This is a genomic window from uncultured Hyphomicrobium sp. (genome assembly GCF_902826555.1).
GTDB lineage: Bacteria > Pseudomonadota > Alphaproteobacteria > Rhizobiales > Hyphomicrobiaceae > Hyphomicrobium_C.
Map to the genome: position 1 here is coordinate 1 of NZ_CADEFI010000027.1, position 25,421 is coordinate 25,421.

Consider the following 25,421-nt stretch of genomic DNA (forward strand, 5'->3'; position numbering starts at 1 on the left):
ATTCACGACCTGAGCCGCCTCGGGTCTACAAAAACAGTTGGTGCGGACGGTGGGACTCGAACCCACACGACGTTGCCGTCTCAGGATTTTAAGTCCTGTGTGTCTACCAGTTCCACCACGTCCGCAGGATCGATTCAGATTCGGTGTTGGCGCCGGGCGGGCCTTTATGCGCTGGCGCGCGCGACGGCTCAAGATGGTGCGTTACGACGCCCTCAGACTTGTAAAACCCCGGGCTCCTTTCTGGCGGGGCTCGCGTCGCCGTGCCGGACCGCCGCGCGTAAGAGGATATAGAGCGTCAGCCCATTGAGGATGTGCCACACGAAGTGGCTTCCGCTCAGATGTCCGCCGAAACGGCTCAGCTCGCACAGCTCGAGATCGAGCGTGCGGAAGGTCATGGAGACGAAAAATACCGCTGAGGCGAGCGCGATGGCGCGGCCAGCCGGGTGAAACGCAAGCGCGGCCGCGGACCCGAGCAGGGCCAGGAAGGCCGGGAGATAGCCCACGGTGCCGTTGAAGCACCGGGCGCCGGCACGGGCCGTGATCGGCAACAGCTCGCCATACTGGCACTGGATGCCACCCGCATATCTGACCGAGACGTAGAACGCCCCCAATCCGAGGATCACAACGATCCAATTGAGCCCCAGGAGCTGGCGCAGCACGAACGCAAAATAGGCCACCATGAACACAGCGATGGGAATGCGGTCGGCCAGTGCGGCCCATTGCGTGGCGTAGGTGTGAAACAGGAAGCTGCCGATGCCGATCACGGACGTGAGCCCGATCAGCAGCGCGACGGCGGGCTTCCGACTCTCCCGGGGCTGAGACCGGTAGTCGTAGGCTGCCACAAGAGCTGCAATAAGAAATGCAGTGTTGCTCACGGCGTTGAGCGGCTCGGCCCAGAATGCCGGATCCTGGCCGCGCTCGCAGTACATGTAGATCTTTGCGCCGAGATCCATCGTGCTTTGTCCCGGAAAGTCCCTTCTCCCGCCCTCAGTTCTCGGCACGCCGGTCGGGATCAGCAGCGGGTGGAGCCGTCGTCATGCCTGCCGCCTTCCGCATCAGTGATCGCAGCTCGGTCGGATCGTCGAGATCTATGGTATGGGGGTATTCGGGGTCCTTGCCGCGCACGTCGTTCATGACGTCGCCTTCGGCCGTGTAGAAAATCGTGCGAGGGACGTAGGTGCCATCGGGGGAGAAGGCGCCGTTGGCATCGGGGTCCTTGTCGACATCGACCAGGATCATGACGAAGCTCTTCGCGGCAGCGACGACGCCCGGGTCCCTCCAGACCGCTCGATAGCGCTTGCAGGAGCTGCACCAGGAGGCATGAAACAGCATCACCACCGGCTTGCCGGTACGGTTCGCCTCACGGATGCCCGGGCCAACCTCCTGCCAGGCGATCTCCGCCCCGTTCCAAAGATCCGCCATCTCGGGCTGGCGCGCCGCGGCCGGAACGGACGCCACCCAGAACATCGCGACGCTGAATGCGGCAAACGCGCGCGGCAAAAAATTCATGGTCGGCATCGTTCATGGTCTCCCGGTTCAACGCGCCTCTTTTCCCGCTTCTTGGCGGCTAACGCAAGGCGATGCCAGAGGCGGGCCGGCACGCGCCCTCCCATGATAACGCAGATCATTACCTCGCATTAACCGTGTGTTGCGCGGTTTTCTTAATAGTAATCGTTCTAAGGTCAAGGGAGGTCGGAGCTACCAAAAATCGAACCTGCCGTGTCCTTTATCCGAGTTCTCAAAACCGCGAAGCCCGCACTTAGCGTCGGGGCGCCGCGCACTGACGAGCCAATGCGTGCGCTCGCGGTGGCGAGCGTCCTTACGATCGCTTTTGCCGCCCTCATCGTGCTCGGAGCGGTGTGGTGGTCGGCGACGCGCGCCGATACAGCTGCAAAGGACAGGCTCTTTCAGACCGTGTCCTTTGCGCTCAAGGACGCCGAGAAGAAGATCCCGTACGATCAAGAAAGCGTAGCCTACTGGGACGAGGCGGTCGTCAATACCCATGACGCCTTCAACGAAACGTGGGTGGACGTCAACCTTGGCGTCTGGATGCACACCTACTTCAAACACGACCGCGTCAACATTCTCGATGCGAAAAACCGGCTCGCCTACGCGATGGCCGACGGCGAAAAGGTGGCCGACCCCGATCGCATACCAAGCCCCGTGATCGAAGATCTCGCCGTGCAACTTCGGCACAATATCGCGGAAGGGGCCCTCGACCACTTCGAGGCCGAAGAAACCCGCATTCCCCGTATCCAGGATCTCGGGATCGTCGACGGCCGGCCGGCGATCGTCAGCGTCATGCCCCTGGTGCCCCACACGCGTGGGGTGGTGCAAGCACGTGGCAGCGAGTTTCTGATCGCGAGCGTCCGCTTCCTCGACGAGAGCTTTCTCGCGGATTTGGCAGAGGCCAATCTCCTCTACCGTGTCCGCTTCTCGCGTGCCGACGACATCAAGCCCAAAGAGCAATCCTATCCGCTCAAATCCCGAGCCGGATCGAGCATCGGCCGCTTCGTCTGGACGCCCAAACTGCCGGGGACGCGAATCCTGTCGGAAGTGCTTCCGGTTCTTGGAGCCTGTCTCCTCGGAATTGGCATCGCCGTCGTGTTCCTGATACGGCACCTCAGGCGAACCTACACCGAACTCGTGAGCAGCGAAGCGCATGCCAAGCACCTCGCGTTCCACGATGCGCTTACCGGACTGCCCAATCGCGCCTATTTCAACAGCCGGCTGGACAGCGCCCTCGACGACGTCAGAAACGGGCGCGGTCAACTCGCGCTCATGTTCCTCGACCTCGATCGGTTCAAGCAGGTCAACGACACGCTCGGACATGCCGCCGGAGACGTGCTGATCTCGAATCTTGCCAGCCACCTCAGCGCCGCGCTCCGACCGGGCGACGTGCTGGCGCGCATGGGCGGCGACGAATTCGCCATCGTCATGCGGGACGTCAGGGGCCGAACCGAGGTCGAGGCGCTCTGCCGCGAACTCGTGGACATCGTCTCGAAGCCGCACGACGTCGGCTGCGGACAGGCCGTCGTCGGTCTCAGCATCGGTATCGCGATGGCGCCTCAAGCCGGAACCGATCGCAGCGAGCTGGCGCGCAGAGCGGATATCGCCCTCTACAAGGCAAAGCGGAGCGGCGGGCAACACTTCGAATTCTTTACCGAGCACATGAGCCAATCAGTGCAGCAGCGGCGGGATCTCGAAATCGATCTGCGCCATGCGCTCGATTCCGGGCATGAGCTCGAGGTTGTTTTCCAGCCCGTCTACTCGGTGGGCGGCACCGCGCTCACGGGCGTAGAGGCGCTGCTGCGGTGGAACCATCCGCGAGCCGGAGCCGTCTCACCCTACACGTTCATCGGACTTGCCGAGGATTGCGGACTGATCGACCGGCTCGGGGACCTCGTTCTCAGACGTGCCTGCGCGGTAGCCGGCGCATGGGATCTCAAGACGATCTCCGTCAATGTCTCGGCGATGCAGCTCCGGCATGGAACGTTCGCGCAACGCGTTTTGGACCTTCTCGCCGAAACGGGCATGAGCCCGAAACGGCTGGAGATAGAGATCACCGAGAGCACGCTCCTCGCCGGAACGGAAGCCTCGAGCCGCAACCTGAAGGCGCTCAGAGCGGCCGGCATCAAGGTCTCTCTCGACGATTTCGGCACCGGGCATTCGTCGCTCAGCTACCTCATGAAGCTCGAGGTCGACCGCATCAAGATCGACCGTTCGTTCGTACGGCATGTCGGAAAGATCGAGCAATCAGACTCCATCGTCCAGGCGATCGTGACCATGGCGCACGCCGTTGGTGTATCGGTCACCGCCGAGGGCGTGGAGACGCGCGAGCAGCTGGACTTCCTCACGCGCATCGGCTGCAGCGATCTGCAGGGGTATCTTCTGTCGCCGCCGCTTTCCGCGCTCCGGATGGTCGAGCTGATCGCGAGCAAGGGCCCCCGCAACGAAAAATCCGGCACCGAGGCCGCCTAGAGCGCAATCGCCTCCCGTGGAATGGCCATCGCGCGCGCCAGCATCGCGATTCAGTTGCTCGCGTTCTCGCATTCGACAGCGACCGTCGTTTTTGCCTCCGGGATAAAGCGGCGACAGTCGGACGTCGCCGGCGACTGAGCAGCGGGCGAGCGGGATGCCGCGGCGGCTGCGGCGACTTCGGCGGCCGGCCGCGGTTTACCTTCGAGCACGGCGAGGCGTGATCGCGCCTTCTCCTGTGCAACATAAGCGTCGAGCGATTTCGACGTGATCTCCAGAGAGCGCCGGTAGCTCGCGACGGCGGCGTCATTGGCGCCCTTCTTCTCCTCGATCTCGCCCTTCAAGGCATGCGCCGTCGCCTGCCTCTCCTTGAGCTTGAGCGCCACATCGATATCCGCCGTGGCCGCGTCGAGGTCACCGGCGCGAAATTTGACGAGGGCTCGTGCATAGAAGGCTGCCGGCTCGTCGGCATTCGCGGAAGCTGCCTTGTCCGCGTCCATACGCGCCGGATCGGCCTCGCCCAAGTCGGAGAGCACGATGGCGCGCTGCGTAATGATCTTGGCGTCGCCAGGATCGAGGCTTGCGGCACGCTGAAGCTCCGAGAAGGCGCGGTCCAGTTCGCCACGATGACGGAATATGCGCGCACGATTCGTGTGCGCTTCTGCCGTGTCGCCCTTCTTCTCGAGATAGCGATCGAGATCGGCAAGGGACTGGTCGCGCGCACCCAGCACATGCTGGACGACCGCCCGGCTCAGATAGGTGTCTGCGTAAGCTGGATTGTTGCTCACCGACTTGTCGAAATCGGCCAGCGCCTGATCGTAGGCGCCCTGATGGTAGTAAGCCCAACCGCGGTTGTAATGGCCGATGTAAATTTGCTCATTCGGGAGACGCCCGCTTTTCATAACGCGCGTGCAAGCATCGGCGCTCGTCTTGCGGTCGGCGGCCGTGCAATCGGCGAGGTCCTGGGTCATGCCGGCCAATGCGGGAGAGGCAAGCAGACAGATAGCGCACGCGAAATAAAAACGACGGCGATGCTTCGAAAAACCGGCTGATCGCGACATGGTCCGCTCCCTTGGATCATCCTCGGTCGAAGCTCGGAGCTAGGCGCAAACGCGGCTGCCTGTCTGTTCCCGCCGTAACGGACGACGCGCATCGTCGTCTCTTGCCGGCAATCGCCGAGAAGAGACGACGTTTTCATTCTCGGGAGGCTAGAACCGGTAGCCGTAGCGCACGCCGATGCGGTCGAGCCCCTCGTTCGGATCGACGGTGTAGGCGTTCGACATGTGCTCGAAGTAGGCGGACAGGCTGTTGTGCTCGTCGAGGCGGCAGCCAATTTCCAGAGGAATGTGAAACAAAACGCGCGAGCCGAGCGCCTTGCGATCGACGTCCTTCAACTCGAGCTGGCCGTCGTGCACCGTGCCCCCGAGCCCCAAGCCGAAGAAAATTCCGGAAGGCGTTTCATACTGCCATCGCGCGTCCAGGTAGACGTCGCTGGTTCCGCCTTCGGTGTCGATCGAGGCGCCGACCGCCGGGCGAAGCGCGCCGCCGAACAGCGCCACCGACGGCGAAAAAAGGGCTTCGACATTGATTGCGGCAGAGACCGGTTCGGCTCGGAAACCGCTCCAAAGATCGGGCATGTCGTGGTCGAGAACGCCGAGCTTCAGTTCCTCGATCAGGCCTCCGGCCAAAGCCGCCTGATCCTGAAAAGCCAATAGCCCCAGAAGTCCGACCAGGGCCATCAGCAGTTTGGCGGAGAGCGTCATCAGCGGTCACTTTTCGAAAGCCAAGACGCCAGCAAGTTCGCGCAGTCGGCGGTGGGTCGCTCCTTACATCGGCGTATAGAGTTCCTATTTCTCAACAGCTGTGCCCCGTTTGCCCGCTCGATCCTGTGCGGCGGGAGCGAAAAAAGAGGCCACGCATCTTGACGAGGCGCCTCTCATGCGCCACGTATGTTAATGTGATAAACATTCACATGAGGGCTGACCGCATGCACGACATGGTTCTCAAGCTCGACGAGATGGGCCGGCCGGCATGGCTCGGCCTCATGGTGGTGAGCTTCATTCTCTTTTGGCCGCTGGGACTGGCCGTCCTGGCCTTTTTGCTCTGGAGTGGACGCATGGGACATGGTTGGGGTTGCAGCTCATACGGCGAGCGGCGCGCGCGCTGGCAGCAGCGTTTCGCGGACAAGTGGGAGCGGCGTGGAGGCGGCGACGTCTGGCGCGGCGGCTTCTCATCGTCAGGCAACCGCGCCTTCGACGAGTACCGCGAGGCAACGCTGCAGCGGCTCGAAGACGAACAGCGAGAGTTCCGCGAGTTCCTGGAGCGCCTGCGTCTTGCCAAGGACCGCGCCGAGTTCGATCAGTTCATGGACGACCGGAAAAACCGGCCGGCAGGGGAAGGAAAAGACCCCAACGGCAGCCCGCTCGGCGGGGGCGCGCCCTCGCCGCAGACCTGACCCCCGGGCAGACACCACACGGACGAGGCCGGCCCCATGGGCTGGCCTCGTTGCGTTTCGGATGGCTTCGATCCTTAGGCGCCACCCCATCCCACTTAACCGGCGGGAAATAATATTTCGGGACAGTTTCCCGAGAGGCCGGCCTGTTGTGTAACGATTTTCTCATCCGCTACCCGATAGGCTGTGAACGATGATCGGCATTGCGCCCGTCATGGAGACTCTTCGATGCTCGTGCGCTGCGGCGTCGCCGGCTGCATCATGGCTCTGGCAATGTTGCTGCTCGCGCCGCTGGCGGCCGTGGGTGGGGATTCCCATGCGGGATCGCCATTGTCGCCCTACGGGTTCCTTTGCCTTTCGGTCGTCGCATGCCTCGCCGGCGAGGCGCTGATCGTGATCGGGAAATCGCGGCCGAGCGGACGGAGCCCGCGGATTCGAATGTCCGCTACAGGCCTTGCCGCAAGCCCGGGCCCGGCTTCCGATCGGATGCCCGGCGTCGACGATCTCGTCGGCATGCTCGACGACACACTGAAACTTGCGCGCGCCGCTCCTCCCGCGGGCGAACTCGAACCGGCGAACATCCTCGAGGTGCTGCAGGCGGCGGCTGCAAAACAGCGCTCGCCTCGCCTGACGCTCGTTGTGAAAACGGCGCCGATCCACACCCTCGCCCGCCCTGCCCTCGGACGCGCGTTCGAAATCCTGCTCCAGAACGCGCTCGCTCATGGAGCGCAAGCCCAAGCCTCGTGCGATCACGGCACGTCCGCTCTCGTCGTCCACGTGGACGACGACGGACCGGGCATCCCGCGCAGCGAGCGCACGAAGGTCTTCGACTGGCGCTACTACATGACCACGCCGCCCTCTCAGCAGATCGGGTGTTGCGCGGATCTGGTCATTGCGCGGCAGATCATGCTTGCGCACGGCGGCGAACTCATCGTCGGCCCCTCGCCGCTCGGCGGGGCCCGCTTCACGGCCCGGCTTCCGTTGCTGGCCGAGCACCAACTCGAACTCGCGGCGGCGTCCTAACGGCTGCTACCGAAAGGCTTTGTCGAGGTTCTGGGCCTTGTCGAAGCCGGTCGCGGTCTCGAGCCCCTTGACGCCGGTGAGATTGGCGCCATCGAAATCGGCGCCCGTCACATCGGCCCCGGTGAGATTTGCCCCGGAGAAATCGACCTTCGACAGATCGGCCTCGACGAGCTTGGCGTCTCTCAGGTCGGCGCCGACCATGCTCGAGAACATCAGCACGCTGCGTGTAAAATCGGCGCGATGCAGGATCGCTCCCGAAAAATCGCAAGACTTCAGAACGTTCTTTGCCAAGGTGACCAGCGTGCCCTGGCCGGGCTTGGCCTCCAGCGGGCTGAAGTCGGCGTTGGTCAAGTCGGCGCCGCGGAAGCTCGCGCCCGAAAGATCGGCCTGGACGCGGATGCCGGTCAGATTGGCTCCGGCGAAGCTTGGCGCGTCGGCGTAGCTGTTGTGCATGTCCGAATAGACGGTCGGGCGAAAAATCGTGGTGCCGCGCAGGTTGGCGCCCGACAGGTTGGTCCGGATCAGCACGGCGCGGTCGAGGCGCGCGCCGGAGATGTCGGCGCCTTTGAGATTGGAGCCGGTGAAATCAACACCATAGAGGTCCGTACGGGCGAGGCTCGCCTGCTTGAAGTCGAGCCCCGAGAGGTCGAGGTAGGTCAAGTCGCGGCCGGCATAGTCGAGGCGCTCGCCGGGCTGGGCCTTGAAGAGCTGCTGGGTGATCTCACGGACGGTGAAATCGGCTTCGGGCGAGACGTTCTCGTGGATCTCCTCGGCCGCAACGGCGGGATGCGCCGCGAGCAGCAGCGCACACAGTCCCATCTGCCAATTTTTAGCAGTCGCCATGACCGATCCGTCTTTGCCGGGGCCCGCCAGCCGCGGCTCTATATCCTATTAAATGATTCCCATGCGGGGCGCAGAGTTCAAGGGGCTTTTGGGCCGGCGTCCGCTGTCCGTCGGAAATAACACCCCGGGGATTTCGCCCGGTTCTCCTGGTCAGGAAAGCGAAGTATCGATCATGGCAACCGAAATCGACCTCAAAAGGCGCGCGGATGCTGCACACAAGGGCACAGATACCCCGCTTCATCCTGGCGAGCCTGATCGCTGCTGTCATCGCCGCGCCGACCTCAAGTGCCGTGCCTCGCGATCTGGACGTGCTTTATTTTCCGACACCGCAAACTGCGGTCGAAAAGATGCTCGAGATGGCGGAGATCACGAGCGGAGACGTCGTGATCAATCTGGGATCGGGCGACGGCAGAATTCCGATTACGGCGGCTAAGGTCTACGGCGTCACCGCTCTGGGCGTGGATCTCGATGCCGAGCTCGTCGCGAAAGCCAGCGCGAACGCGGAGCGTGAGGGCGTCGCCCATAAGGTGACGTTCCGGGAGCAGGATCTGTTCGAAACGGACCTCAGCACCGGAACAGTCATAACTATGTTTCTCCTGACATCCATCAACGAAAAGCTCAAGCCGCGGCTGAAGCAGCTCAAGCCCGGCACGCGCATTCTCTCCTATAGCTTCGGCATGGGCGACTGGGCGCCGGACAAGACCGAACGCGTCGACGGCCGCGCCATCCATATGTGGGTCATCCGCAGGGACACGAACGGCGTCACGGCGGCCGACTAGGAGCACCCGTCATGCGCGGGTTGCCCTATTCCTCGCCGAGGCCGCCGCCGGTGGGCGTCTCAATGATGACGGCGTCACCGGCTTGCAGCGTCGCGCTTGCTGCGCCCTGTAGCTCCTCCATCGATCCGTCGCGGCGACGGATGGCATTGCGGCCGGCTTCTCCGGGTGCGCCGCCCAGCAAGCCGAAGGGGCGAACGCGGCGGAAGCCCGAGAGGATGGCCGTGCGCATGGGCTCCAGAAAGCGGATGATTCGCAGCGTGCCGTCGCCGCTTTTCCAGCGGCCCTTGCCGCCCGAGCCGCGGCGGATCGAGAAGCGCTCCAGCACCACGGGATAGCGGCTTTCCAGGACCTCGGGATCGGTGAGGCGTGTGTTCGTCATGTGCACGTGGACGGCGGCGGCGCCATCGAAGCCCACGCCGTCGCGGTCGAAGCCGGCCGGGGCGCCCGAGCAGATGGTCTCGTAATACTGCACGCGTTCGTTGCCGAAGGTCAGATTGTTCATCGTACCCTGCGCGGAGCCCAACACGCCGAGCGCCGCGAACAGCGCGTTGGTGATGACCTGGCTGGTCTCGACGTTGCCGGCGACGACGGCAGCGGGATAGGCGGGCTTCAGCATCGAGCCGTCCGGAATAACGATCTCGATGGGCCTCAGACAGCCGGCATTAAGGGGAATGGGCGCGTCGAGCAGAACGCGGAAGACATAGAGAACCGCGGCACGCGCAACCGGAGCCGGCGCGTTGACGTTGGTCGGCTGCTGCGGCGACGTCCCCGTGAAATCCACCTTGGCGGAGCGGCGCGCGCGATCGATGGTGACGGCAACCTCGATGGCCCAGCCGCCGTCGGTCTCGACGCGGAAATGCCCGTCGTTCAATCCGCCGATGAGCCGACGCACAGCCTCCTCGGCGTTCGCCTGCACGTGCGCCATGTAGCTCGCGACCCCATCGAGGCCGAACTCCGCGACGAGGCGCAACAGCTCGGTGCGGCCGCGGGCGTTGGCGGCGACCTGGGCCTTGAGATCGGCGATGTTCTGCGCGGGGTTGCGTGCCGGATAGCGCGCGCCCGTCAGCAGAGCCAGCGTCTCGCGTTCGAGGAAGCGGCTGTCCTTCACGAGCGGGACGCAGTCGATGTAGACGCCCTCCTCCTCGATGGCGGTGGCGTCGGGGCTCATGGAGCCGGGCGCGGTTCCGCCAATGTCGGCGTGGTGGCCGCGGCTAGCGACGTAGAAGTGCGGCCTGGTCCCGCCGTCGAGGAAGACGGGCGTCACGACGGTGATGTCCGGAAGATGCGTTCCGCCCGCATAGGGTGCGTTCAGCATGTAGACGTCACCCGGCGCGAGGCCGGCGCCCCGCTCGCGGATCACGGTCTCGACCGCGCTCTCCATGCTGCCGAGATGTACCGGGACGTGCGGAGCGTTGGCCACGAGCTCGCCGTTGCCGTCGAAGATGGCGCAGGAGAAATCGAGGCGCTCCTTGATGTTGACAGATTGCGCCGTGGCGCGGAGTGCTTCGCCCATCTCCTCGGCGATCCCCATGAAGAGATTGCCGAACACCTCGAGGAGGACGGGATCGGCGTCGACACCGACCTTCTCACGCTCTTTTGTGGTGGTGCGCGTCAGCAGGAGATCGCCGAGCGCGGTTTTCTCTGCCGACCAGCCGGGCTCGACGACAACGGTCTGGTTGGCTTCGATGACGATGGCCGGCCCGGCGATGGGCTCGCCCGCGGCGAGCGCGTCGCGTCCCCACACCGACGCTTCGTGCCAGGCGCCTTGCGAATAGAAGCGGGTGCGGGACGCCGGCGTTGCGGCCATCCGTTCCGGATCGGGCTCGTGCGCGATGCCGGGAACCTCATCGGCGCTTTCCGCCTCGACCTCGACAAGCGCGATGAAGATCCGCCTCTCGGGCGACACGAAGCCGAAGTGCTGCGCGTGCGCCTCCTCGAAGGCGCGCTTCATCTCTTCAAGATGAGAAAGCGGGACGGGAAGTGCGACTTCGGTCGCCTCGTATCTGAGGTGAAGCCGCGCGGTCGTGCGGAGCGTGCCGGGCGATGCGCCCTCGGCGACGAGCTCGTCCGCGGCTTCCCGGCGCATGGCGTCGACAAGCGCTTCGGCAGCCGCGACGCCAAAATCGTCGAGCGGCATCTCCAGCGAGCGCTCGCGGCTGGCGCGGACGGACGAGAGGCCGATGCCGTAGGCGGACAGCACGCCGGATAGCGGATGTATCAGAGCCTGGCGCATGCCGAGCGTGTCCGCCATCCGGCAAACGTGCTGGCCGGCGGCGGAGCCGAAGCCGTTGAGCGCGTAGCCCGAGACGTCGTAGCCTCGCTCGACGGAGATCCTTTTCACCGCCTTGGCCATGTTCTCGACGGCGATGCGGATGGCGCCGTCTGCCACCTCCTCCGCCGTGCGTCCGTCGCCAATGCTCGCTGCTAGCTCCGCGAAAGCGGCTCGCGGCGCGCCGGCGTCGATGGGCTCTGTGCCGTTCGGGCCGAAAACCTGGGGCAGGAATGCGGGATCGAGCTTGCCGAGCACCACGTTGGCGTCGGTGACGGTGAGCGGGCCGCCACGGCGATAGCACATGGGGCCGGGATCGGAGCCGGCGCTTTCGGGTCCGACTTGCAGTCGTCCGCCGCTGTAGGAAAGGATCGAGCCGCCGCCCGCGGCGACGGTGTGAATGCGCAGCATCGGCACGCGTAGACGGACGCCCGCAACCTCGGTCTCGAAGGTGCGCTCGTAGTCTCCGGCAAAGTGAGCGACGTCGGTCGAGGTGCCGCCCATGTCGAAACCGATGACGCGCGTGAATCCTGCCCGCTGTGCCGTCTCGGCCATTCCGACGACGCCTCCGGCGGGGCCTGAAAGGATAGCGTCGCGGCCGTGGAAGTGCGCGCGCGTCTTGAGGCCGCCGGACGAGGCCATGAACATGAGGCTCGTCTCGAGATCTCCGGCGAATGCGCGCGCGACGCCGTCGGTATACCGGCGCAGAACGGGGGAGAGATAGGCGTCGGCGACGGTGGTGTCGCCGCGCGGCACGATCTTGATGAGCGGCGCGACCTCGTGGCTGGCAGAAACCTGCGTAAAGCCCGCCTCGCGCGCAAGCGCCGCGGCCCGACGCTCGTGATCGGGAAAGGCGTAGGCGTGCATGAAGACGATAGCGACGGCGTCGAAGCCATCGCGACGGGCGGTAGCAAAATCGGCGGCCAGCTTCTCGACATCCAGCGGCCTCTCGATGGTGCCGTCGGCACGCACGCGCTCGTGAGCGCCGATGACGCGGCGATACAGCACGTCGGGCTTCACGACACGACGGGCGAAAATGTCGGGACGCGCCTGGGTGCCGATCTCAAGCTGATCCTCGAGCCCCTCCGAGATGACGAGCACGGTCGGCTCGCCCTTGCGTTCCAGGAGCGCGTTGGTCGCGACCGTGGTGCCGATCTTGACGCAGCGGATGCGTTCTGCCGGGATCGGCGCGCCGGGCGTCAGCCCCAGGACGCGGCGGATGCCGGCGATGGCGGCATCGTTGTAGAGGCCAGGAGCCTCGGACAACAGCTTCAAGGCCGTCAAGCGGCCATCCGGCGAAACGGCGACGATGTCGGTGAACGTGCCGCCGCGGTCGATCCAGAACTGCCAACCCCCGCCCGCCTCAGCCATCGTCCGTCCTCCTCGATGCTGGTTGGCTATCGGCGGGCGCTGCCTGCGTCAATTGCGGATCATGAAATTTAGTCCATGTCCTTCATCATCGGCGCGGATTTGGGTATGGGTTCTCCATGCCTCTCGATTGCATCTCCAGTTTCATCGAGCCGGCGCGGGACAAACGTCTGCGCGCCAGGCTTGCGGACCTCATCGAGCGCTGGTGGCCGGCGCTCGGAAAGCTCGTAAGACCGAAACCCGCTCATCAGACCGCGGCCTTCTCGGCGGCCGTGGTTGCGCTTGCCGCGAAAATGGCAAAGGCGGACGGCGTTGCCGTCATCGCGGAGTGCCAGACGTTCGAGCGCTTCTTCGAGCCGACGCCGGACGAGGTGCCGCGCATCCGCAATCTCTATCGCCTCGCGAGCCAGGACACGGCCGGGTTCGAGCTCTACGCCGAAAGCATCGCGCGAATGCTCAAGGATGAGCCCGAGCTCAAGGTCAACGTGCTCGAGTGTCTGTTGACGATCGCCTGCGCCGACGGGATCCTGCATCCGGCGGAGGAGGAGTTCCTGAGGACGGTCGGACGCGCATTCGGCATCTCATGCGACGAGTTCAAGCGCATCCGCGCGCCGTTCGTGCGCGACATGGACGACCCCTACGATGTGCTCGGCCTCGAACGCTCGGCCTCACATCAGCAGATCCGGTCGCGCTACCTGGAGCTGGTGCAGCGGTTTCATCCCGACCGGCTGATCGCGCGCGGCGCACGGACTGCGTTGGTCAAAGCCGCGACCGTGAAGCTCGCCGCGATCAATGCGGCCTACGAAGCGATCGATTTAGAAAAGCGGGTCGCGGGAGAGCGCGTGTGAGCCCCGATCCCATCATCCGCCCGGACACGCTCCTGGTCGCGGATCTCCATCCCTCGCCGAACATCGAGCCGCGGAAAGCGGGATATACGCCGTCCATTCTGATCCTGCACTACACAGGGCTGCCGACGGTCGAGCGGGCGCTCGACGTGCTGTCGCGGCCAGACTGCAAGGTCTCGTGTCACTATGTGATCGACGAAGATGGGCGCATCATCCAGATGGTCGCCGAGGATACGCGCGCGTGGCATGCCGGCGTCTCCTACTGGGGCGGCGAGACGGATATCAACTCGGCCTCGATCGGCATCGAGATCCAGAACCCGGGGCACATGCTGGGCTACCCCGATTTCCCCCCCGTCCAGATGCGGGCCGTCGCCGCGCTCTCCCGCGACATCACGCGACGGCATGGGATCGCCCCCCATCGGGTGCTTGCCCACTCGGACGTGGCGCCGGGGCGGAAGATCGATCCCGGCGAGAAGTTCGACTGGGCTTGGCTGGCCGGGGAAGGGGTGGGCCATTGGGTTGCACCAGCCCCGATCGAGGACGGCGACGAGGACATCCCGCCCGGCAGTCGCCAACGCGACGTGGACCGGGCCCGGGCGCTGCTTGCCGCCTACGGCTACAAGGTCGATCCCAAGGGTGCCCTCGATCCCGAGCTGCAGACCGTCCTGCGGGCGTTCCAGCTCCACTTCCGGCAGGAGCGCTGCGACGGACAGCTCGACCGCTCGACCCTGGACACGCTGTCGCGGCTCGGGGTTCCAAGTCTCAAAGATGACCGGATCGCGTGATTAATCGTGACAATTAAAATCGCGATGTAAACGGCTTAGACTGTGGCTCTCTCGTACACTCCCGGATGCCTGCCCTGCCGCGGCCGCTCGCTCTGGCCTCGCAGCGGCAGTTTGTTGCATTGTGGGACGTGCCTACTCGAAAAATAAAATCGAGCAGCCAAACCATAAAGAACCTAGGGGAAACGCCTCATGAAGATCGTCATCGCCCCGGACTCCTTCAAGGAGAACCTCACCTCCCTCGAGGTGGCGAGCGAGCTCGAGACGGGGCTGCGGCGCGTGTGGCCCAACGCGGAGTACATCAAGGTTCCCATGGCGGACGGCGGCGAGGGCACGGTGCAGTCGCTCGTCGACGCAACCGGCGGGCGTATCGTCAAGTGCGCGGTGACGGGCCCCCTGGGGCAGAAGGTGCTCGCCTCGTACGGCCTGCTCGGCGACGGTCGCACGGCGGTGATCGAGATGGCCGAAGCGTCAGGATTGCCGCTGGTGCCGAAAGCCGAGCGCGACCCCCTGCGTGCCACCACATTCGGCACCGGCGAGCTGGTCGCCGACGCCATCAATCGCGGCGTCGAGGAGATCATCATCGGACTCGGCGGATCGGCCACGAACGACGGCGGCGTGGGCTTCGCGCAGGCGCTCGGCGTGCGCTTCATCGACAAGGACGGCGCGCCCATCACGGAGCCGCTCGGCGGCGGGCGTCTCGATGAGGTCTACGCCATCGACAGCCGGTGGGTGAACCCCGGGCTGGCGCGCGTGAAGATCAGCGTCGCATGCGACGTGACCAACCCGCTGACCGGCGACAAGGGGGCTTCGTTCGTCTATGGACCCCAAAAAGGCGCGACACCGGAGATGGTGCTGAAGCTCGACCACAATCTCGGTCACCTCGCCGCCGTCATCAAACGCGATCTCCAAGTCGACGTCGCCGACCGGTCGGGCGCAGGCGCGGGCGGCGGCATGGGGGCCGGACTGCTGGCCTTCACCAATGCCGTCATGAAGCGCGGCGTCGAGCTGGTCGTCGAGGCGACGCAACTCGATGCGTACATGAAAGGCGCTTCGCTGGCGCTGACCGGCGAGGGCCGCGTCGATTTCCAGACCGCATTCGGAAAGACGCCTTCGGGCGTGGCCGCTTCGGCGCACCGCCATGGCGTACCGGTCGTCGCCATCGGCGGCGGCCTGGCCGACGATGCGAACGGCGTGTTCCAGCACGGCATCGATGCGATCGAAAGTGCGACGCCGAACGCCATGCCGCTCGACGTTGCCATCAAGAAATCGCGCCAGTATCTGCAAGACGCAGCCGAGCGCGTGGCGCGCCTCATCGTCATGGGGCAGCGCATGGCGGCGGGCACGACGGCGACGCAATCGGCGTCCGCTCCGAGCGCATCCGCGCCGGCTTACGTCAATGGCGCGGCTCCCGTGCTGACGCAGCCGATGGCAAAGCGTAACAAGCCCGTCAAACGCTTCCTGCGCGCCAAGCGCGTGCAGGGGCTTACCCGAGCCGCGGTCGAGCTCAGCCAGCGCCGTCGCGGGCGCCAAGCCCCCGCCACAAGCTAAACAGCGAGCCGGCGCCATTCATAACGGCGCCGGCATCCTTTTGATCCTAATGCTGAATTTTGAGAAAGCGGGCCGGGATGGGCGTTTGGGCGGCGCGTATCCGTTTTCTATCCAGGCACGCCGGGCGTTAACTTGGCCGGTGTCTTTGCGTTGCGGGGCCAAAGACCCCTTGCGAGATTGGCCGATGGGACGGCCGAGACTCGCAGCACATGCAAACGAATGCCCTCAAAAGGGATTTGAGAATCGACCTGCTGCGCGGGTTGGCACTCGTCTTCATTTATATTGATCACATTCCCTTCGATCGTCTTTCGCATCTCACGCTTAGAAACTTCGGCTACACGAATGCCGCCGATGTTTTCGTTCTCTTGGCGGGAACCTCATTCGCGCTCGCTTATGCGCGCCGGCTCGACGTCTCCGGATTGAAGGCTGTCCTGGGGCCGGTTCTGCGGCGCATCTTCACAATCTATTTTGCCCACATCCTGGTGCTGCTGCTCGGTCTCATCGTGCTCGTGCAGGCCGGGCGCGACGCGCCGCTCGATCTTTTCTCCACGATATCGGGCCCGGTGTGGGCCGGACTTTCTCCTCGTGACGCCATCGCAATGGCGACGACGCTCGAATACCAGCCGCCCTATTTCGACATCCTACCGCTCTACGTGGCGCTGCTGCTCATGGCCATACCCATTCTGCTTCTGGCGCGCGTGCACTGGGCCCTGGCGCTCGCCGCATCGATCGCGCTGTGGGCGTTCGCCGAATTCTACGGCCTGAATTTCTCGAGCACGAGGTCTGACGCCGGTTGGTATTTCAATCCTCTTTCGTGGCAGTTTGTCTTCACTGTCGGCATCTGCCTCGGCCTCGCGAGCCAGCGACCGGCGCCGATACTCGAAGTCCCGTGGCTTCCTCTCGTGTGCGTTCTGTATCTCTGCGTCGCATTCTTCATGTCCGCACCCTGGCGGCGCTACGGCGTGCCGATAGACTACTGCAATATCGAAACCCTGCCGCTTCTCAACTCGTCGGTCGACCGGCAGACGCCATGGCGCTTCGCCAATACGTTGGCTTGGGTCTTCCTCATCGCACGCTACGTGCCAAGGGATGCCGGCTGGCTCACGCATCCCGTCACGCAGCTCGCGACGCGAATGGGACGGCATTCGCTCGCCGTCTTCTGCGTCGGCAGCCTTTTGTCGCTCGTCGCCCGCGTGTTCTTCGCCTGCACACACGACAGCTGGCTGGTGGAGATTGCGCTCGATGTCGGCGGCACGGGTCTGCTCGCGCTCACGGCCTACATGCTCGACCACGAGCCGAGACACGCTCCCGACACGGCGTAGTCATGGTCTTTTTCGTGAGACGGATGATTCACGCTTTGGATCATGGTCTTCATCGTTTTTCGCCGTTGCCCTTGACGCGACGTGCAATCACATCCTTATGTGGCCACTGTCAGCTGGCCGGACGGCCGCTGCCGGCGCTCGGGCGTTATGGCCTATCAAGAGATCCGGTGGAGGAAAGTCCGGGCTCCATGGAGACAGGGTGACGGCTAACGGCCGCCGGGGGTGACCCCAGGGAAAGTGCCACAGAAAACAAACCGCCCGACGGGCTCGCTCGTCGCGGTAAGGGTGAAACGGTGCGGTAAGAGCGCACCGCGCGACTGGTAACAGGAGCGGCACGGCAAACCCCACCCGGAGCAAGACCAAATAGGGGTGGCCGCGTGCGGGGAAACCCGGCACGAGGCGCGTCTTCAAGCCCGCCACCCGGGTTGGTTGCTCGAGGCGCCCAGCAATGGGCGTCCCAGATGAATGGCCGTCCACGACAGAACCCGGCTTATAGGCCGGCTGACACTTTCTCCTCTGCCACCTTTTGCCTCATCTTTTCTCCGATACAAACCCGCCTTAGTGTTGGGCTAGCTTGCATTTTTCGGGTGACGCCAGCCGGGGAAAACCTTCCGCCGCGCTGCGCGTTAATCCCCCAAATTCCGTCCCTGAAAGAAGGAGTCCTGAGATGAAGATGATGCTCCCGCTCGCTGCTGCGCTGGTGCTTGGTGCAACGCCGCTGCTCGCCCGCGACGACAGCTTCTCGGAAGATCCCGTGCCGCCGCCGCATCAGGCCGGCCCGAGCCTCTACGACCGCATCTCCGCCCACTACGGCCCGATGGGCCGCGACGTGAAAGAGGAGTTCCGCGACGGCCCTTGCAAGATCACGCGCGAGTGGGAAACCGACGGCGACTACTACGAGCGCATCAAGTGCCGCGGTCCGCGGGACTGACCGAGGATTCTCCGGCCATGCACCATAAGTCCGCCGCGCATTTGACAACCTGAACGGCGGGCCGTCTCATCGGCACCAGGCTCAGCCCTATCAGAGGAGCTTCGTCTCATGAAACGCATCGTGACTGGCCTGGCCCTGCTCGCCGCGTCCGCTGCGCCCGCCCTCGCCGGCTGGGACCGGTATGACGACGACGACGAGTATTATTCACGCCAATGGCGCGGCGAGTATCGCTCGTATTACGCTGTGCCCGCGTATCGCGCACCGGCCTATGAGGTCTACATTCCTTACGGGGCCTACTTCGACGAGGGGCCCGAGTACTACGGTTCCAACTGCGAGGTGGAGCGCAAATGGCGTCACGGGCGCTATAAGGAAAAGATCGAGTGCGACGACGATGACGACGATTGATCGCCGCTGATTGCCGGGCACCGCTTTCACCACGACAAGCGCGCCGCTCCTTCTCGAAGGGGCGGCGTCTTTTTTTGGTTTTGCCTTTGGATCAGAGCGGGCGGCCCTTGCCGGTCAGCAGCCACTTGGGATCGAACCAGCGGTCGGCCGGGCCGTCATAGGGCAGCCGCGTGATGTCCCAGTGCATGATGTACTTCGCGTAGACGTCCCAAAGCGGAGGTCCGCCGCCGATGAAGACCACGCGATCGGCGAACTCCGCGAGCACATCCTCGGGATTCTCGTGTGAGCGCGCGATGCGCAGCGTCATCTCCTTGGCGGCGAAGTCCGGTACGGCACCGATGGTCTTCGGGCCTGCGATCAGGACGTGGCCGCGCGTGATGTCGAAGAAGCGCTCCACATCGGCGCGGAACTCGGGCCGAGGATCGCCTTCCCACGGCAGCTCGCCCTTGAGCCCCATCTGGCCGCTCAACCCTATGGCGCAGATGCAGCGGATATCGGCCATGGCTTTTTCGCGGTCGCCCGCGCTCCTCATCACGTTGATGACAATCGCGACTGGTAGTCGATCACTCGCGGTTGCTCAAGCCGCTCCGCGCAACTATCGATCGAGGAAAGCGCCGAGCACGCTGAGGAGCACCTTCGGGCGCTCGTGCTGCGGCAGGTGATGACACTTCTCGAGCACGGCGAGGCGCCCTCGGGGCAGTGCGGCCGCGAGCTTGCGGCCAGAGCGCAACGAGACGATCGGGTCCTTGCGGCACCAGACCACGAGCACGGGCTCTCTCAACTCCCGATAGCGTTTGACGATCGCGTCGGTGTCGCGCTCGTTGACGATGGATCGCGCCGTGGCGAGGAAGGCCCGTGTCGCGTCGAGATTACGGTAAGGCTGGGCATAGCCGTCCACGATCTCGTCGCTCGGCTCGCGTCCGCCCATGGCCTCCTTGAGCAGGAACCGCGCGACATTCTTCGGCGGAACGACGGCCGCAACGGTGTCCGGGATCAGCGGCGTCAGAACGAGATCGAGGTATCTCGCCGTCGCGGCGGGAAGCGCGGGAGCACTGATCACGACAATGCGCCGAATGCGCCCCGTTCCTTTGATGCCTTCGGCAAGCGCCGTGCGGAGCGCGACGGTGCCGCCGAACGAATGGCCGACGACGATAAGGTCCTTGAGGTCCTGCTTGACGATGAAGCGGGCGACGAGGTCAGCCTGATCGTCGGCGGAGTAGGCGCCATCGTCGGGCTTTTCAGAGTGACCGAAGCCCTTGAGGTCGAGGGCAATGACGCGATGGCGCGCGGCGAGCGCCGGCAGAATCTCGCGCCAGGTGAAGATACTTTCGCCGAGGCCATGCAGCAGCAGGAGTGGCGGTCCCTGGCCATGCTCCTCGAAATAAAGGTTCACGGGCTGGCGACCGGGCGCCCCGACGGCAATGCGAACGCCGGGCAAGGCGCCGGCGCGTTCCTCGACCGTGGAGGCCTCCGAAGCCGGAGGGGCCGCGTCGCCAGCCGCTGGCGCGAACAGGCTCACGAGGCCTATTCCGGCCAACGCTGCCCGTCGCCACCGTCGATCGTTCCTCACCCGCCGTCCCTCCCGCTCTCGCACCCAATATCAGGCGCCAAACGGGCCGGAGGAAGGGCACGGCTGCGGGTTTCGGATGCAGATCAAAGCCCAGAAATTGGGGTTTTCTAACCTGTGTATTCCTTAACGATCCATTGACGCCCATATCGAACCATGGCATCCCATATAAGCCCGACCGCACCGGGCAAGGGCCCGTGGTCGTGGCGCCTGCTTCGAGAGAGGGCCGAAGCACGAGCGACCGCCACGGCCCAGCCGGGTGCGGAGGTAGACGGCGGGGCCCGTCGGGGCCCGTCTTCGTTTTTGAAAGTCCTGCGAAGCGTTCCGGAAGCAGTCTTGTGGCGTTGAAGAGCGAGGCTCAAAAAGGGGATGGACCGCTTTGTCTCGACATTCACCAACAAGATCGACGCCAAAGGGCGCGTCTCGATCCCAGCCCCTTTCCGCGCCGTTCTCGAGCGCGACGGCTACAGCCAAGGAAGCGCCGGGGGAATCTATTGCTACCCCTCGATCGATGCTCCGGCCCTTGATGCGGGCGGCGAAAGACTTGCAAAAAAGATCGACGGGCTTCTCGCGGGCCTGCCGGACTATTCGGATGAGCGAGACGAGCTCTCTGTCGCGCTCTACGGCGACGTCCAGGTTCTCGGGATCGATGGGGACGGCCGTATCGTCCTTCCTGAAAGCCTTCGCCGTCACGCCGGTCTTCAGGATCACGTCACATTTGTCGGCCTTGGCGACAAGTTTCAGATCTGGGCCCCAGACGCCTTCGAAGAGCGCCGCGCCCGGGCCCGCGAAAAAGCTCAAGAACACAGAAAACTTTTCGGCGCGGGGAGCGGCCACCGCAGCGGCGGTGGCGACGAGGGGGCACGGGAATGACGCCCCGGAGCACCGGCGAGGGACCGGTGGACCGGGACGTGCGGGCACACATTCCCGTGCTCATCTCGGAAGTTCTGGAGCAGCTCCGGCCGGGGCCGCAAGAAACCTACATTGACGGAACGTTCGGCGCGGGTGGCTACACTCGCGCCATTTTGCAGGCGGCACCCTGCCGTGTGATCGCCATCGAGCGCGATCCTACGGCCTTTGCCAACGGGCAGGCGCTGGTCGCGGAATTCGGCGGGCGGCTCGTCTTGGCGCCCACCACCTTCAGCAACATGGAGCAGCCGGCACGCGAAGCCGGCCTGACGCACGTCGACGGCGTGGTGCTCGACATCGGCGTCTCGTCCATGCAGCTCGACGACCCGGAGCGCGGGTTCTCGTTCCTGCGCGACGGACCGCTCGACATGCGCATGTCGCAGTCCGGGCCCTCCGCCGCCGACGTCGTCAATGGCGCGGAGGAAGAAGATCTCGCCGACATTCTCTACGAGCTCGGCGAGGAGCGGCGGTCGCGCGCGATCGCGCGGGCTATCGTCAAAGCGCGGGATGAGTCGCCCATCACGACGACCAAAGCGCTGGCACATATCGTCGAGCGCGTTCTCGGCCGGGCGCGGGGCGACGAAAAGCATCCGGCGACCCGCACCTTTCAGGCGTTGCGCATCCACGTCAACGACGAGCTCGGAGAGTTGAAGCGAGCGCTCGAGGCCGCCGAACGTCTGCTCAAACCGGGCGGACGGCTGGCGGCGGTTACGTTCCATTCCCTGGAGGACCGGATCGTCAAGCACTTCCTGCAGGAGCGCTCCGGAAAGACGGCTGGCGCCTCGCGCTATCTGCCGGAGCCGGCCGCGGCGGCGGATGCGCCAAGTTTCCGAATTGTTAACACTCGTGGCTTTACACCTAACGAAAAGGAAACGGATGCAAATCCGAGAGCGCGATCGGCGCGGCTGCGTGTCGGCATCCGGACGGATGCACCCGCGTGGCACGGCAGCTAACCCGTAGCGCCCTGTCCAAGGTCTTGACTTCGTTCGCCGTTGGTTGAGGTCGTTCCGATGCACCCGCTTACCGTTTCGGCCGCGTTCCTGGCCATATCGAGCGCCTTCCTGCTCTACGGACTGAGCTACGACACACGCCAGCTCGAAGCGCGCGTCGCCGCGCAAGAGCGGCTCGCGGAAAGAGCCCGGTCCGACATCTCAGTGCTCAAGGCTGAGCGGGCCCACCTCGCACGGCCCGCCCGAATCGAGCCGCTGGCGCGGGCGCAGGGGCTCGTGCCGTTGACGGACCAGCAGGTGGCGGACCAGGCAGCGGAAAGCACGATTCGCACGGGGGCCATCGCCCGCTAGCTTCGGGGGACGTTCATGAGCGGCGCAAACGGGCGGGGACAAGGAGCGGGCTCCAGCGCCGGGCTCAGAACCCGGCTCGTCATGCTCGGCATGGCGGCGCTTTTCGCGTGCGTTACCGGGCAGCTCGCGCGGCTCGCCGGGACGGCGGCGCCGGAGATGACGGTCACTCTCAACGAGCCGATGGCGCGCACCTACGTTCGGCCGGACATTCTCGACCGTGGCGGCCGGCTGCTGGCTACCGATATCGAAATGCCGTCGCTCTATGCCGATCCCTCGCTCGTACAAGGGATCGACGATGCGGCCGAGCAACTCGGCGCCGTTCTGCCGGACATCGATCAAGGCGAACTCCGCCGCTCGCTTTCCGACCGCAACAGGCGTTTCATCTGGCTGCGCCGCGGCGTTTCACCCAAGCTTGCGCAGAAAATCCACGACCTCGGCCTCCCGGGGCTCGAGTTTCGCACGGAGCTGAGGCGCGCCTATCCGCTCGAACGCCTGGCGGGACACGTGCTCGGATCCGTCAATATCGACAACAAGGGCGCAAGCGGCATCGAACGGGCCATCGACGAGACGATCGGAGTCGAAACCACCATTGGCGCGCCCGTCAACGCCGGCCTGCCGGTCAGGCTGACGCTCGACCTCGGCGTACAGCATGCGCTCGAGGACGAACTCAAAGCCGCCATGGCGCGCTACGAATCGAAGGGTGTCGCCGGACTCGTCATGGACGTGCACACCGGCGAGATGCTCGCCTCGGCGTCGCTACCCGGAGTTGATCCGGCGCGCAACGCGGAAGGGCTGGATCCGGAAAGGGCCGACAAGATCCAGGGAGGCGCCTATGAGCTCGGCTCGGTGTTCAAGATCCTGACCGTCGCCATGGCGCTCGACGGCGGTCGCGCGAAGCTCGACACCGTTCTCGACGTCACCAAGCCGCTGACCGCCGGGCCATTCACGATCAAGGATCTGCATTCGTCCGGGCGGCCTCTCACGGTGTCCGAGGTCTTCATTCACTCCTCCAACGTCGGCTCGGGGATGCTGGCGCTGGCCGAGGGGCCCGAGCGGCAAAAGGCTTTTCTCGAAAAGCTCGGACTCATGCGCGAAATGCGAACGGAAGTGGGGCCGGTCGCGGCGCCACAGATGGGGTCGCAGTTCGGCCGAGCGGAGCAGATCACGGTCGCGTACGGGCACGGAATTGCGGTGGCACCGATCCAATTCGCGGCAGCGACGGCCGCCGTCATCAACGGCGGAACGGCCGTCACGCCGACGTACTTCAGGCGCGGGGGCGAGGCGTCGCCTTCCGCGCAGCGGGTCGTCAGCGAAGAAACCAGCCGGAGCCTCTGCGTGCTGCTTCGCCGCAACGTGACCGAAAGCGCGGGAACCGGAAAACGGGCCGATGTCCCCGGGTATCGGGTCGGGGGCAAGACGGGAACGGCGGAAATGCCGGGCCGCGGCGGATATCAGGAAAAGTCCGTCGTGTCGTCGTTCCTGGCGGCCTTCCCGATGGACGCTCCCCAGTATCTGGTCATGGTGCTCATCTTCGAGCCCAAAGGAACGGAAGCGGCGGCTGGCGAAATCCTGGCGGGTCGCAACGCTGCGCCAACCGCCGGGCGAGTCATCGGCCGTATCGCGCCGCTGCTCGGCGTCAAGCCGACGAATGACGTCGCTCAACTCGACTGAGCTTAACCCAATTCAAACGGCTCTTGGGGATAGTGGGGATCACCTTTCCGAACGAGTTGAAGGCGCATCTTTCCGCCATGGACGACATCCAGATCGTATCCGGCGTCGACGGTATCGCGCGCCTGCGCTCGTGTTGGAGCAACGCCTGCGGCCGGGCCGGTGGCGCGGGAGCCTTCCAGCGGTTCGACCTCGTGCTCGAATCTGCCCAGCTCGCCCGACGCATCGGCTCGGAGCCTATCGTGGCCGTGCTGCGCCGCGGGGGCGAGCCTCGGTCGTTGCTTGCGCTTCGGCGCGAGCGCCTTTTCGGTGCGCGCACGGCCGTGCCGCTCGTCTATCCGCTGGCCCAATACACCGACATTGCCGGAGAAGCGATTACCCCGGACGACCTTGGCCGGCTGTGCAACAGCCTGGCACTGACGGGGATCGACGTCATGCTGCTCAGAAAAGTGCGGCAGGATAGCGGGCTCTTCGCAGCGCTCGCCGCGTGCGCGCGGTCCCAGCGTTCCCAGGACATCGCTCATTATATCGACCTCGAAGCCTTCGGCACGTTCGCGGCCTATGATGCGTCGTTCTCCAGCCGGACACGCCGCAATCGCCGTCAACGGATGCAGCGCCTCGAATCCCACGCCGGCGCCGTGACGTTCGAGGTTCTGCGCGGTGACGAGGCAGCAACTGCGTTCGACACCGCGCTTGACTGGAAGCGCCGCTGGCTTGCCAATCGGGGCATGTCGAGCCCCGTTTTCGACGAGAGCGACTGGGAGCACTTATTGCGTTCCAACGTCTTGGCGGGTGCAGCCATCGTCACCGCACTCAAGGCCGGAGCGACACCGCTCGCCATCGAAATCGGACTGCAGGACCGGCGCAGCTACATCGCCTACCTCGGCGCCTATGACGACGCTTTCAGCGCCTTCAGTCCCGGCCAGGAGCAAATGCTCCGCACCGTCTCCTGGTGTTTCGATCAGGGCTTCAAGCGCTACGATCTTCTAGCGCCCAGCGACGACTACAAGCGCCATTGGGCGCGCGGCGACACCGGCGTCGCCATCGACGACTATGCGATCGCGCTCACGCATGTCGGGCGCGGAGTGGCCGAAGTCAGGCGTCATGTGCGGCCGCTGGCACGGGATATCTACCATCGTCTGCCGACCGAGATGCGCGTCGCCGGCGAGCGCTACGGCGTACCGGCGGCCGCCGTGGCGGCTGCAGCCGCAGCGGGTGCCGTGATCGCGGCGATCGAGTAGCGTCAAGCCAATGCTCAGAAAAGCTAGAACCACCGGCGAGCTTTGCCGCCGATGGTTCCTCCCCGCTTACGCATCGGCATCGATCGGGCGATGCCCAAGCGCTCAGGGTCTCGAAGGCACCCGGACGTAGGTTCGGGCGCTAGGCAGACCAAAATCGCGCTTGCCCGCATTGGGCGTCCTGCCCGAT

The 25,421-nt window shown here is 64.9% G+C and carries 23 protein-coding genes, 1 tRNA gene and 1 other RNA gene; 16 read left to right on the forward strand and 9 right to left on the reverse strand.

Going from position 1 to position 25,421, the window contains the following annotated elements:
* Positions 1 to 38 precede the first annotated feature (38 nt).
* From QZV93_RS11975 to QZV93_RS11985, 3 genes are all read right to left on the reverse strand, one after another.
* A tRNA-Leu gene (locus tag QZV93_RS11975) sits at positions 39 to 125 on the reverse strand.
* Between the two features lie 87 nt (positions 126 to 212).
* The gene (locus QZV93_RS11980) at positions 213 to 953 is read right to left on the reverse strand and encodes a ceramidase domain-containing protein (RefSeq protein ID WP_295558745.1); all 741 of its coding nucleotides are present in this window, start codon (positions 951 to 953) and stop codon (positions 213 to 215) included.
* A 34-nt stretch (positions 954 to 987) separates the two neighbouring features.
* The gene (locus QZV93_RS11985; protein WP_295558747.1) at positions 988 to 1,518 is read right to left on the reverse strand and encodes a thioredoxin family protein; all 531 of its coding nucleotides are present in this window, start codon (positions 1,516 to 1,518) and stop codon (positions 988 to 990) included.
* Positions 1,519 to 1,791: 273 nt separating this feature from the next.
* Here QZV93_RS11985 and QZV93_RS11990 point away from each other — a divergent pair, with 273 nt between their 5' ends.
* Positions 1,792 to 3,981 carry a bifunctional diguanylate cyclase/phosphodiesterase gene (locus QZV93_RS11990; protein WP_295558749.1) on the forward strand — a complete coding sequence of 730 codons (2,190 nt, stop codon included), beginning with the start codon at positions 1,792 to 1,794 and terminating at the stop codon, positions 3,979 to 3,981.
* Between the two features lie 50 nt (positions 3,982 to 4,031).
* Here QZV93_RS11990 and QZV93_RS11995 read toward each other — a convergent pair whose 3' ends face one another.
* Positions 4,032 to 5,039, reverse strand: coding sequence for a tetratricopeptide repeat protein (locus tag QZV93_RS11995; RefSeq protein ID WP_295558751.1), 1,008 nt, complete (start codon positions 5,037 to 5,039; stop codon positions 4,032 to 4,034).
* A 147-nt stretch (positions 5,040 to 5,186) separates the two neighbouring features.
* Positions 5,187 to 5,741 (reverse strand): acyloxyacyl hydrolase, encoded by a 555-nt coding sequence (locus tag QZV93_RS12000; RefSeq protein ID WP_295558752.1) that lies wholly within the window; start codon positions 5,739 to 5,741, stop codon positions 5,187 to 5,189.
* 224 nt (positions 5,742 to 5,965) lie between these two features.
* On the opposite strand from QZV93_RS12000, the gene QZV93_RS12005 reads away from it, so the two are divergent.
* Together QZV93_RS12005 and QZV93_RS12010 are read left to right on the forward strand one after the other, a co-directional pair.
* Positions 5,966 to 6,433 (forward strand): DUF2852 domain-containing protein, encoded by a 468-nt coding sequence (locus tag QZV93_RS12005; RefSeq protein ID WP_295558754.1) that lies wholly within the window; start codon positions 5,966 to 5,968, stop codon positions 6,431 to 6,433.
* A 225-nt stretch (positions 6,434 to 6,658) separates the two neighbouring features.
* A complete protein-coding gene (locus QZV93_RS12010) occupies positions 6,659 to 7,453 on the forward strand; it encodes a HAMP domain-containing sensor histidine kinase (protein WP_295558755.1) in 795 nt (264 codons plus the stop codon).
* A gap of 6 nt (positions 7,454 to 7,459) precedes the next feature.
* Here the strand turns inward: QZV93_RS12010 and QZV93_RS12015 are convergent, their stop codons facing one another.
* Positions 7,460 to 8,296 carry a pentapeptide repeat-containing protein gene (locus tag QZV93_RS12015; protein WP_295558756.1) on the reverse strand — a complete coding sequence of 279 codons (837 nt, stop codon included), beginning with the start codon at positions 8,294 to 8,296 and terminating at the stop codon, positions 7,460 to 7,462.
* A 206-nt stretch (positions 8,297 to 8,502) separates the two neighbouring features.
* On the opposite strand from QZV93_RS12015, the gene QZV93_RS12020 reads away from it, so the two are divergent.
* On the forward strand, positions 8,503 to 9,075 hold the full coding sequence (locus QZV93_RS12020; RefSeq protein WP_295558758.1) for a methyltransferase domain-containing protein: 573 nt from the start codon (positions 8,503 to 8,505) through the stop codon (positions 9,073 to 9,075).
* A 25-nt stretch (positions 9,076 to 9,100) separates the two neighbouring features.
* Here the strand turns inward: QZV93_RS12020 and QZV93_RS12025 are convergent, their stop codons facing one another.
* Positions 9,101 to 12,715 carry a hydantoinase B/oxoprolinase family protein gene (locus QZV93_RS12025; protein WP_295558760.1) on the reverse strand — a complete coding sequence of 1,205 codons (3,615 nt, stop codon included), beginning with the start codon at positions 12,713 to 12,715 and terminating at the stop codon, positions 9,101 to 9,103.
* Positions 12,716 to 12,831: 116 nt separating this feature from the next.
* Between QZV93_RS12025 and QZV93_RS12030 the strand changes: the two genes are divergently transcribed.
* From QZV93_RS12030 to QZV93_RS12060, 7 genes are all read left to right on the forward strand, one after another.
* Entirely contained in the window at positions 12,832 to 13,560 is a 729-nt protein-coding gene (locus QZV93_RS12030; RefSeq protein ID WP_295558762.1) for a TerB family tellurite resistance protein, read from the forward strand.
* On the forward strand, positions 13,557 to 14,342 hold the full coding sequence (locus QZV93_RS12035; protein ID WP_295558763.1) for an N-acetylmuramoyl-L-alanine amidase: 786 nt from the start codon (positions 13,557 to 13,559) through the stop codon (positions 14,340 to 14,342). The genes QZV93_RS12030 and QZV93_RS12035 overlap by 4 nt, the downstream gene beginning before the upstream one ends.
* A 189-nt stretch (positions 14,343 to 14,531) precedes the next feature.
* A complete protein-coding gene (locus QZV93_RS12040) occupies positions 14,532 to 15,890 on the forward strand; it encodes a glycerate kinase (RefSeq protein WP_295558765.1) in 1,359 nt (452 codons plus the stop codon).
* Between the two features lie 209 nt (positions 15,891 to 16,099).
* Positions 16,100 to 17,212, forward strand: coding sequence for an OpgC domain-containing protein (opgC, locus tag QZV93_RS12045; protein WP_295558766.1), 1,113 nt, complete (start codon positions 16,100 to 16,102; stop codon positions 17,210 to 17,212).
* A gap of 109 nt (positions 17,213 to 17,321) precedes the next feature.
* Positions 17,322 to 17,721, forward strand: an RNA gene (rnpB, locus tag QZV93_RS12050) — RNase P RNA component class A.
* Between the two features lie 158 nt (positions 17,722 to 17,879).
* Positions 17,880 to 18,143, forward strand: a complete 264-nt coding sequence (locus tag QZV93_RS12055) for a hypothetical protein (RefSeq protein WP_295558768.1) — start codon at positions 17,880 to 17,882, stop codon at positions 18,141 to 18,143.
* 108 nt (positions 18,144 to 18,251) lie between these two features.
* Positions 18,252 to 18,548 carry a hypothetical protein gene (locus tag QZV93_RS12060; RefSeq protein ID WP_295558770.1) on the forward strand — a complete coding sequence of 99 codons (297 nt, stop codon included), beginning with the start codon at positions 18,252 to 18,254 and terminating at the stop codon, positions 18,546 to 18,548.
* Positions 18,549 to 18,639: 91 nt separating this feature from the next.
* On the opposite strand, the gene QZV93_RS12065 is transcribed toward QZV93_RS12060, so the two are convergent.
* Together QZV93_RS12065 and QZV93_RS12070 are read right to left on the reverse strand one after the other, a co-directional pair.
* Entirely contained in the window at positions 18,640 to 19,050 is a 411-nt protein-coding gene (locus QZV93_RS12065) for a diacylglycerol kinase (RefSeq protein ID WP_295558772.1), read from the reverse strand.
* 93 nt (positions 19,051 to 19,143) lie between these two features.
* On the reverse strand, positions 19,144 to 20,067 hold the full coding sequence (locus QZV93_RS12070) for an alpha/beta hydrolase (RefSeq protein ID WP_295558773.1): 924 nt from the start codon (positions 20,065 to 20,067) through the stop codon (positions 19,144 to 19,146).
* Between the two features lie 417 nt (positions 20,068 to 20,484).
* On the opposite strand from QZV93_RS12070, the gene mraZ reads away from it, so the two are divergent.
* Genes mraZ through QZV93_RS12095 form a run of 5 tightly spaced genes read left to right on the forward strand, consistent with a single transcriptional unit; the run spans position 20,485 to position 25,234 of the window.
* Positions 20,485 to 20,988 (forward strand): division/cell wall cluster transcriptional repressor MraZ, encoded by a 504-nt coding sequence (gene mraZ, locus QZV93_RS12075; RefSeq protein ID WP_295558774.1) that lies wholly within the window; start codon positions 20,485 to 20,487, stop codon positions 20,986 to 20,988.
* A complete protein-coding gene (gene rsmH, locus QZV93_RS12080) occupies positions 20,985 to 21,977 on the forward strand; it encodes a 16S rRNA (cytosine(1402)-N(4))-methyltransferase RsmH (RefSeq protein WP_295558775.1) in 993 nt (330 codons plus the stop codon). The genes mraZ and rsmH overlap by 4 nt, the downstream gene beginning before the upstream one ends.
* Positions 21,978 to 22,034: 57 nt before the next feature.
* Entirely contained in the window at positions 22,035 to 22,325 is a 291-nt protein-coding gene (locus tag QZV93_RS12085) for a cell division protein FtsL (protein WP_295558777.1), read from the forward strand.
* A gap of 15 nt (positions 22,326 to 22,340) precedes the next feature.
* On the forward strand, positions 22,341 to 23,996 hold the full coding sequence (locus tag QZV93_RS12090; protein WP_295558779.1) for a penicillin-binding protein 2: 1,656 nt from the start codon (positions 22,341 to 22,343) through the stop codon (positions 23,994 to 23,996).
* A 32-nt stretch (positions 23,997 to 24,028) separates the two neighbouring features.
* Positions 24,029 to 25,234 (forward strand): GNAT family N-acetyltransferase, encoded by a 1,206-nt coding sequence (locus tag QZV93_RS12095; protein ID WP_295558781.1) that lies wholly within the window; start codon positions 24,029 to 24,031, stop codon positions 25,232 to 25,234.
* Positions 25,235 to 25,421 lie beyond the last annotated feature (187 nt).

Coding starts and splice junctions, on each gene's coding strand:
- QZV93_RS11980 (WP_295558745.1), bottom strand. CDS start 953: ATGGATCTCGGCGCAAAGATCTACATGTACTGCGAGCGCGGCCAGGAT.
- QZV93_RS11985 (WP_295558747.1), bottom strand. CDS start 1,518: ATGCCGACCATGAATTTTTTGCCGCGCGCGTTTGCCGCATTCAGCGTC.
- QZV93_RS11990 (WP_295558749.1), top strand. CDS start 1,792: ATGCGTGCGCTCGCGGTGGCGAGCGTCCTTACGATCGCTTTTGCCGCC.
- QZV93_RS11995 (WP_295558751.1), bottom strand. CDS start 5,039: ATGTCGCGATCAGCCGGTTTTTCGAAGCATCGCCGTCGTTTTTATTTC.
- QZV93_RS12000 (WP_295558752.1), bottom strand. CDS start 5,741: ATGACGCTCTCCGCCAAACTGCTGATGGCCCTGGTCGGACTTCTGGGG.
- QZV93_RS12005 (WP_295558754.1), top strand. CDS start 5,966: ATGCACGACATGGTTCTCAAGCTCGACGAGATGGGCCGGCCGGCATGG.
- QZV93_RS12010 (WP_295558755.1), top strand. CDS start 6,659: ATGCTCGTGCGCTGCGGCGTCGCCGGCTGCATCATGGCTCTGGCAATG.
- QZV93_RS12015 (WP_295558756.1), bottom strand. CDS start 8,296: ATGGCGACTGCTAAAAATTGGCAGATGGGACTGTGTGCGCTGCTGCTC.
- QZV93_RS12020 (WP_295558758.1), top strand. CDS start 8,503: ATGCTGCACACAAGGGCACAGATACCCCGCTTCATCCTGGCGAGCCTG.
- QZV93_RS12025 (WP_295558760.1), bottom strand. CDS start 12,715: ATGGCTGAGGCGGGCGGGGGTTGGCAGTTCTGGATCGACCGCGGCGGC.
- QZV93_RS12030 (WP_295558762.1), top strand. CDS start 12,832: ATGCCTCTCGATTGCATCTCCAGTTTCATCGAGCCGGCGCGGGACAAA.
- QZV93_RS12040 (WP_295558765.1), top strand. CDS start 14,532: ATGAAGATCGTCATCGCCCCGGACTCCTTCAAGGAGAACCTCACCTCC.
- opgC (WP_295558766.1), top strand. CDS start 16,100: ATGCAAACGAATGCCCTCAAAAGGGATTTGAGAATCGACCTGCTGCGC.
- QZV93_RS12055 (WP_295558768.1), top strand. CDS start 17,880: ATGAAGATGATGCTCCCGCTCGCTGCTGCGCTGGTGCTTGGTGCAACG.
- QZV93_RS12060 (WP_295558770.1), top strand. CDS start 18,252: ATGAAACGCATCGTGACTGGCCTGGCCCTGCTCGCCGCGTCCGCTGCG.
- QZV93_RS12065 (WP_295558772.1), bottom strand. CDS start 19,050: ATGGCCGATATCCGCTGCATCTGCGCCATAGGGTTGAGCGGCCAGATG.
- mraZ (WP_295558774.1), top strand. CDS start 20,485: ATGGACCGCTTTGTCTCGACATTCACCAACAAGATCGACGCCAAAGGG.
- rsmH (WP_295558775.1), top strand. CDS start 20,985: ATGACGCCCCGGAGCACCGGCGAGGGACCGGTGGACCGGGACGTGCGG.
- QZV93_RS12085 (WP_295558777.1), top strand. CDS start 22,035: ATGCACCCGCTTACCGTTTCGGCCGCGTTCCTGGCCATATCGAGCGCC.
- QZV93_RS12090 (WP_295558779.1), top strand. CDS start 22,341: ATGAGCGGCGCAAACGGGCGGGGACAAGGAGCGGGCTCCAGCGCCGGG.